Raw genomic sequence first — 8,635 nt, forward strand, 5'->3', positions numbered from 1 at the left:
TGGCTCTTGACGATAAATTGTGACTGCATTGTGGGGTTCGGGCGATCGTATTACAGTTTGATGATTGTGATGATCTGAGTAAATGGTTTGTAGGGACGGGTTTAGTCGATAATTCTGTGCTAAATGCAAGATCTATTTGCAAAACCCGCCCCTACGAGGCTCATGGTTTCTTGCAGAGATAGATCTCCGACTTTTTTGTGTGACTAGTACAGCTAATTGATAAAGGCAAAGAAAAAGTCGGAGATCTGAGGACTGGTTAAAAAATCGGGGAGATGAAATAGCAAGAAAACTTAGTGATATATTGACTTTACAGAGCATCAGGGTCTGGTATGCAGAGTCACCAAAAACCATCAAGATTTGTCCACTTTTTCCTTTTGCCTTTTTACTTTTTCCTTGTTAGTGGTTCGGTGCAGGCGCAGACAGCAGAGGAGCGCAAGACAGAAGAAGATCGAGTCTTAAAGTCATGTCGCGACAACTTGAATGCTCAAAAGTTTCAAGAGGGATTATTGGCTTGTCAGGCAGCGTTAGAGGATTTCAAGAAAACTGATAACTTGAGGGGACAGGGGCTTGCGCTTAATAACATCGGTGTTAACTATAACGCTCTCGATCAGTATCAAAAAGCGATTGATAATTTGCAGCAGTCTTTAAAAATTGCTAGGGAAATCAAAGATCAGAGACTTGAGGTGAGATCTCTAGGAAATCTGGGACTCGCTTACAGCAATCTTGGCAAATATGACAAAGCGATCAAGTTCCAACTACAAAGCTTAGCGATCGCACGGGAAATCAAAGACCGTCTCGGTGAGGGGCAGTCGCTGGGAAATCTGGGACTCGCTTACTATTCCCTCGGTAAATATGACAAAGCGATCGAGTTCCAACTGCAAAGATTAGTGATCGCAAGGGAAATCAAAGACCGTCTCGGTGAAGGAGCATCGCTGGGAAATCTGGGACTCGCTTATGATGCCCTCGGCAAATATGACAAAGCGATCGAGTTCCATCTGCAACACTTAGCGATCGCACGAGAAATCAAAGACCGTAGCGGTGAGGGAAATGCGCTAGGGAATCTGGGAGCCGCTTACTATTCCCTCGGCAAATATGACAAAGCGATCGAGTTCCATCTGCAAAGATTAGCAATCGCGCGGGAGATCAAAGACCGTAGCGGTGAGGGAAATGCGCTGGGAAATCTGGGAGCCGCTTACTATTCCCTCGGCAAATATGACAAAGCGATCGAGTTCCATCTGCAATTCTTAGCGATCGCGCGGGAAATCAAAGACCGTCTCGGTGAGGGAATTTCGCTGGGAAATCTGGGGAACGCTTACTATTCCCTCGGCAAATATGACAAAGCGATCGAGTTCCATCTACAATTCTTAGCGATCGCGCGGGAAATCAAAGACCGTCTCGGTGAGGGAATTTCGCTGGGAAATCTGGGAATCGCTTACTATAACCTCGGCAAATATGATAAAGCGATCGAGTTCCAACAGCAAAGATTAGCGATCGCGCGGGAAATCAAAGACCGTAGTGGTGAGGGAATTTCGCTGAATAATTTGGCTGTAGCTTTTAAAAATCTCAATCAACCCGAACTCGCGATTCTTTTTTACAAGCAATCCGTCAACGCTATAGAAGCAATCCGTCAGGATGTGCGTAAACTCGATAAAGACATCCAAAAATCCTATTTAGCCACAGTCGAAAAGACCTATCGCAACCTTGCCGACCTCCTACTCAAACAAGACCGTATTCTCGAAGCCCAACAAGTCCTCGACCTCCTCAAAGTCCAAGAACTTAGCGACTATCTCAAAACTGTGCGCGGCAACAACCAAACCTCCCAAGGAGTCGATCTGCAACGTCCCGAACAAAACATCATCGCCCTTGCCAGTGAACTCAACCAACTCCAACAAAAAGATCGTGAAGGCAAACTAAACCAAACAGAAGAACAACGCCTTGCCCAACTTGTCCAAGCAGAACGCGACCAAAACAAACAATTTAACGCCTTCCTCGATAGCCCCGAAATCAAGAAGCTCATAACTGAACTGCGCCGTGTTGAAGAACAACAAAATCTCAACCTCGCCAGCTATCGCAAACTCCAAAAAGATGTTCTTTCTCAAATACCCAATGCAGTCCTGCTCTATCCTTTAATTCTTGACGATCGCCTTGAACTGATCATCATTAATGCCAAAACTCCTCCCCTACGCCGCACTATCAACGTCAAACGCGAACAACTCAACCAAGAAATAATTGACTTCCTTAGCGAGCTACGTGATGCTGGCTCCGAAGATATTAAAGAATCTGCCCAAAAGCTCTATAAATTGCTGATTCAACCCTTTGAAGCAGAATTGCAAGAGCTAAAAATCGATACGATTATCTATGCTCCCGATGGGCAACTACGCTATATTCCCCTGTCGGCTCTGCATGATGGCAAACAATGGCTAGCCGAAAAGTATCGTGTCAACAATATCACCGCCGAATCCCTCACCTCCTTTGCGCCGAAACCACTAGCGAAACCACGCATCTTTGCGGGTGCTTTTGGTGGCAAATTAGGGGATAAAACCCGTGCAGGATTCGATGGCTTACCCGCCACCATCACCGAAGTCCAAAAAATTGCCAGTCTTTTTCCAAATACTACTACCCTCACAGAGACATCCTTTAGCAAACAAATCACCGAAACCAAAGCTAATTCCCATACGATTTTGCATCTCGCTACCCACGGTGAGCTATCAGTGGGAACTCCTGAAGATTCCTTTATTCTTTTTGGTAATGGTGAAAAAGCGACAATCAGAGAGATTCAAGATTGGTCACTGAGTAATGTGGATTTAGTGATCCTCAGCGCTTGTCAATCGGGAATTGGCAGCAAATTAGGCACTGGTATCGAGATCTTAGGATTAGGCTATCAAATGCAGTCCGCAGGAGCAAGAGTAGCGATCGCATCCCTCTGGAAAGTTGATGACGCAGGCACACAAGCACTCATGACTGCTTTTTATGGTGAACTTCAAAAAGGTGATGTCACGGTTACAGAAGCATTACGCCGAGCGCAAGTTGCCTTGATCAAATCACCAAATTATAATCATCCTAATTACTGGTCAGCATTCTTTGCGATCGGAAATGGATTGTAATATCACATTGTTTGTTAACTATCCACAAAAAAGGTGAGTACAGTCTCATCAACACCTTTCAGCTTAAGAGGTTCACGCTTGCGAAGCTCCTCATCATTCAGATAATCCGCAACCGTCGCAGATACAAGAATGCAATCAGGTTCCGCCGCCGATTGGATACGTGCAGCAATATTTACCGTAGGTCCGATCGCTGTGTAGTCCGATCGCTCCGCACTGCCAAACATCCCCACCACAGCCGTACCTTGATGAATACCACAGCGAAACCTCACTGTGGGAATGCCCTGAGCCGCCCATTGCTCATTGAGTTGAGCTAGCGATCGCTGCATATGTTTTGCAGTTTGGACAGCACGGCGCACCTGCTCATTGGGACTGCAATCCTCAGGCGCACCAAACAGAGCCATAATGCCGTCACCCATAAACTTATCAACCGTGCCACCATTGGCAAAAATCGCTTCTGTCATTGCTCCTAGGTATTGATTGAGCAACTCAGCAACACGACGCGATCGCAGGGTATTGGCAAGGGAAGTAAAGCCGACAATATCTGTAAAGAGAACTGTGATCATTCTTGGCTCAGGACGCAAATCCAGACTGAGTTCACCTGTGGCGGCTTTGGAAACAAGACTCGGAGGAAGAAAACGCTTGAGAACTGATTCAGTGAGATAGAGATTGAGTTGAGCCACACGCCGCTCATTGGTTTTGAGAGCGAGTAAATTCCGAACTTCTGCCAACAATTCGCGATCGTTAAAAGGCTTAGCTAAATAGGCATCAGCGCCCATTTCTGTTCCTTCGATGCGAGTCTCTTCATTAGCTTTAGCCGTCAGCAAAATCATCGGCGTACCTGCCAATTGCTGATCTTGACGAATCATCGCAATTAAGTCTAAACCAGAGACTTGCGGCATCATTAAATCCGTCACGATCAAATCAGGGCGGTGTTCTTGAGCTTCGGTATAGCCATGAGCACCATTGTGTGCAGAAATTACACTATAGCCAGCTTGATTGAGAACGCGCCGTAAATATCCGCGCAGGTCGCGATTATCATCAACGATTAAAATTTTACCTGTAGGAGTATAGGAAATTTCTTCATGCTCACTATCCTGCATGAATATATCTTCTTCTAAACTGAGGTCAGTTTCTAAATCCGCAAGTTCCACTGAAGCTCTAGATATTTGTAAATCCGCAGGTAAGTTGGTAACTTGGTCGGGGGGTAAATGCCTTCTACCAGTGGGAATCATCAGAGCAAAAGTTGTCCCATGACCATAGTCTGAGGTGACGGAAATATTACCACCATGCAGATTGACCAATTCTTTAACTAGAGCTAGCCCTAAACCACTGCCTTCATAGCTGCGATTAACGGAACCTTCAGCTTGACGAAAGCGATCAAATAGAAATGGAATTTGATCTTGACGAATGCCAATACCCGTATCATGGACACTAAGAATACAATGCTGACCATCTACATCGGCGGAAATGCTGACCGTAACACTGCCATTACTTGGCGTGAACTTCATCGCATTAGACAGTAAGTTATAGAGAACTTTATCGAATTTCTCTAAGTCCAGATAGATTTCTGGGCATTCGCTAAACTCACTAAACAGATGGATATTTTTGCGATCGCAATAGGGGCGAAAAGCATCAATGGTTTGACTGGTAAATTCGACGAGATTGCAAGGGCGAAAACAAGCCTGCATTTTACCTGCGTCAAGCCTTTGAATGTCAAGCAATTGGTTAACTAGACGCAGCAAACGGCGACAGTTGCGTAAAGCAATTACCGACTGTTCGAGAGGCAGTGGTTGAGATTTCTCGATCGCTGCTTCTAAGGGACCAATGGTGAGGGTGAGGGGGGTACGGAATTCATGGGAAAGATTTTGAAAGAATTCAGTTTTTTGATGATCGAGGGCAAGCAGTTGCTGTGCTTGTTGACGAGTTTTTTGAAAGAGATGAGCTTGTTGGACAGCGATCGCGGCTTGCGCGGCCACCGCTTGGACTAAGGATACCTCTTCAGGTTGCCAATGACGAGGCAGTTTATTTTGACGCATGGAAATACTCCCAATAATCTTACCTTCTGACAGCAAGGGGACGATTAGAAGCGATCGGGCTATGGAGCGTAGTGGCAAATCGGCAATATTCCATTCTGGATTTTCGTGCAAATCAGAAATAGCGACGGGCTGCTTTGATTCAATCAAGGCTTGAAAGACGGGATTAGCCGAGATATTGGCAATGGATTGCGGCAGAGCAGTTTCGTCAGGGTTTACCCTGTCTTGGATTATCTCATCAGGGTCAAGCAAATGTAGCCCCACGCAACGCAAATAGCTATCTTCTTCCGTCCATAGAGACAAAGCACAACTTTCAGAGTTTAGGGCTTGTCCTAATTGCTGGGTAATTGATGCAAAAATCTTTTGAGGATCGAGGCTAGAGCGAATGGTACTGGTAATCGTATTGAGGAGAGATTCTCTTTTGGCAAGCTCTTGAATGCGATCGTAGGCTCTGGCACGGGAACTGACGATCGCAGCTTGATCGGCGGCTAATTCAATTAAGTCTAATTCATCGTTACTCCATAAATGCGGGTTGTCGCAATGATATAGAGCTAACATTGCTAAGCATTCTTTTTGGACTTCAAGGGGAACAAATAGAACTGATTTAATATTCGCTTTGGCATAAATAGATTTATCAGCTTCCGAAATACGCTGATCGCTATCAATATCATTAATTGCCACAATCTGCGATCGCAAGGTGAGGGCTTTCGCTAATTGGGGTAACTCGGCAATTGGTAGACTGCAATAGGCAAAATAATCTTCTGAAAGTAGCCTGTTCTCAAATAGCCGTAAAATGCTGCCTGAAACATCAAAATTACGTGCGATCGATTCGGCGATTGTGGCAATAATTTCCCGATATGGAGCGGCACTATCGGCTGATGAGGCGATCGCATTCAGGAGTGATTGTTGTCGCAGAGTGCGGCGTAAATCAGCAGTACGATTTCGCAAAACATTATGCGTATCAATGGCTTGACGTACTACATTTTTAAGTTCTAATTCATCCCAAGGTTTGGTGACATATTTGAATACCTTGCAAGTATTAATTGCTTCAACTAAATCCTCAACATCGGTATAGCCCGTCAAAATAATCCGCATCGTATCTGGATATTTAACCGCCATTTGGCTCAAAAATTCAGTTCCACTCATGATCGGCATTCTTTGATCGGAGATAATTACCGCAACTTCTCCTTCGCGATCCAGTAATTCCAGTGCTTCTAAGCCACTATTCGCACGTAAAACTTCATAATCTCGATAAAAAGTCCGAAATAGCAAATCTAAGTTATCGGGTTCATCATCGATAACTAGCAACTTAGGTTTGGGGGCGATTTGCGAACCCATGGAGCTACTTCTTCCTAAAATTTTGATGCCAAAAAACTTTGAGTTGAGAAACTAGTGAGCTTTATTTTTTGCTGATGGCACAAATAAAGACTCAAAAACCTTACAGGGGCTATTTTTTATTTTGCGAATAACCATATACTCATTGGCAAACTCCTCTAAAAAAAGTATCAGTAAACACTAATGCAAATGAACTTGGAGTTGATAAACTTGGCTTGGTTCTGAATATACTTCCTTTTGCATCATAACCGATCCTCCTTACGTGTTTTTGCCTAGGATTTGCCTAGCATTCGCCCATTATTTGCTCAGTTTTTGGCTAATATAGAATCCAATATGGGTAGTGAGAGTGTGCCCTGAAGGGGCGCACTCTCACTACCCTCCAAATCTTAAAAATATAGCTCTCTTTAAATATCCAAAGGTTGGAAACTGATTAGCGGATCAAGTTTTGGCGTTGGATGAGAGCAGATTGAGCCTCTTCACGATCATCAAAATGAATTTTTTCCCGCCCAATAATTTGATAGTCTTCATGCCCCTTACCTGCAATCAGAATCGTATCGCCTGACTGAGCCTCATAAATAGCTGTTTGGATACATTTATGCCGATCGCCTTCGACAGTCATCGGTTTATCGCCGATATTCGCATTCACACCAACTACGACATCATCAAGGATTCTTTGGGGATCTTCAGTACGGGGATTGTCGGAGGTTACATAAACGCGATCGGCGAGTCTGGCTGCAATCCCACCCATTAATGGTCGCTTAGTGCGATCGCGATCGCCACCACAACCGAATACACAAATTAATTCGCGCTGTGTAAAGGGACGCATCGCCTTGAGCAGGTTTTCTAGGCTATCAGGAGTATGGGCATAGTCCACGACCACGGTGACATCTTGATCGTCGCTGACCTGTACTCTTTCCACACGCCCGGGGACGCTCTTAAATTCGGGTAAACGGCTGACTAATTCTGTCAAACTTAGCCCCATGTGTAGAGCCGTGGCGATCGCTGCCAAGATATTCTCGACATTAAAGCGACCAACTAGGGGTGATTGAAAAGCGATCGCGCCTTGTGGTGTGTGCAAGGTTCCCGTCGCGCCATTGGGCAAATAGGTCAAGTTCTCAGTATAAAAATCGGCTTGAGAATTGCTAATACTATAGGTCCAGATCGGTCTGTCTGTAATCATTTGCGCCAAACGCTGACCGAAGGGATCATCAAAATTAATAATGGCTCGACCTTGCAAATAGGTGTCACTAAATAACAAAGCCTTCGCCTGAAAATAGTCTTCTAGATTTTTGTGATAGTCCAAATGATCTTGGGTCAAGTTGGTAAATACTGCGACCTCAAAGGGGCAACCCAACACACGCCGTTGGTCTAGAGCATGGGAGCTAACCTCCATCAAGCCCATGTCACAACCTGCGGCGATCGCCTCGGCAAGTTGCGCCTGTAAGTCTACGGCAAAGGGGGTGGTATGGTTTGCAGTCTTGGAATAGCCAGCCCAACGGGTATAAAGTGTGCCAAACAACGCTACTGCATATTGAGTTTGCAATAAAAACTCGATCAGGTGCGTGGTTGTCGTTTTGCCATTTGTGCCTGTTACGCCTACTAGTTTTAGCTTTTTAGCAGGATAGTCATAGAACGAAGTCGCAATTTTGCTGCAAGCTACTACCACATCATCAACGGCGATCGCTTTGACTTGATCTTGTTCAGATAAATTATCAAAAGCTGTATGGGAAATGATGGCTGCGATCGCTCCCTGTGCGATCGCCTGTGGCGCAAACTTGCCGCCATCCACTTGAGTTCCTGTCATGCCAATAAACAAGTCCCCCTCTTGACAAGCCCTTGAATCTGTAATTACACGCTTTATTTCTAGCCCATCTAGTTCAGGCTGAGAATTTTGATACCCTGCCAATGCTAGCAATTGTCCTAAACGCATAATTCTCGATCCCTTTCTCACAAGCACAAAACATCTCAGAATTCTTACACAAAATCTTGATTTGTGACAACCCAAAAAAAGGGAGGGTGGCGCTTCGCGCCACCCTCCCTTTTTTTGGGGTTTTATCTAGAGCAATACTTCGGACAAAATTAGTAAGCAATAGCACCGTATGAACAAAGGTCTGGAAATCTAGGATGAGATTTAATCGAAGTAGAATCCAAGTCTAACAAGGA

The 8,635-nt window shown here is 44.9% G+C and carries 3 protein-coding genes; 1 reads left to right on the top strand and 2 read right to left on the bottom strand.

Features of this window, described 5'->3' with window-relative positions:
* Positions 1-329: 329 nt before the first annotated feature.
* Positions 330-3,104: a CHAT domain-containing protein gene (locus H6G05_RS22685; protein ID WP_190581841.1), complete on the top strand. Its 2,775-nt coding sequence runs from the start codon at positions 330-332 to the stop codon at positions 3,102-3,104.
* Between the two features lie 14 nt (positions 3,105-3,118).
* Here H6G05_RS22685 and H6G05_RS22690 read toward each other — a convergent pair whose 3' ends face one another.
* Together H6G05_RS22690 and H6G05_RS22695 are read right to left on the bottom strand one after the other, a co-directional pair.
* Positions 3,119-6,475, bottom strand: a complete 3,357-nt coding sequence (locus H6G05_RS22690; RefSeq protein WP_190581842.1) for a response regulator — start codon at positions 6,473-6,475, stop codon at positions 3,119-3,121.
* 427 nt (positions 6,476-6,902) lie between these two features.
* Entirely contained in the window at positions 6,903-8,402 is a 1,500-nt protein-coding gene (locus tag H6G05_RS22695) for a UDP-N-acetylmuramoyl-L-alanyl-D-glutamate--2,6-diaminopimelate ligase (protein ID WP_190581844.1), read from the bottom strand.
* Positions 8,403-8,635: the final 233 nt, after the last annotated feature.

Source organism: Phormidium tenue FACHB-1050, assembly GCF_014696925.1.
GTDB lineage: Bacteria > Cyanobacteriota > Cyanobacteriia > Pseudanabaenales > Pseudanabaenaceae > Pseudanabaena.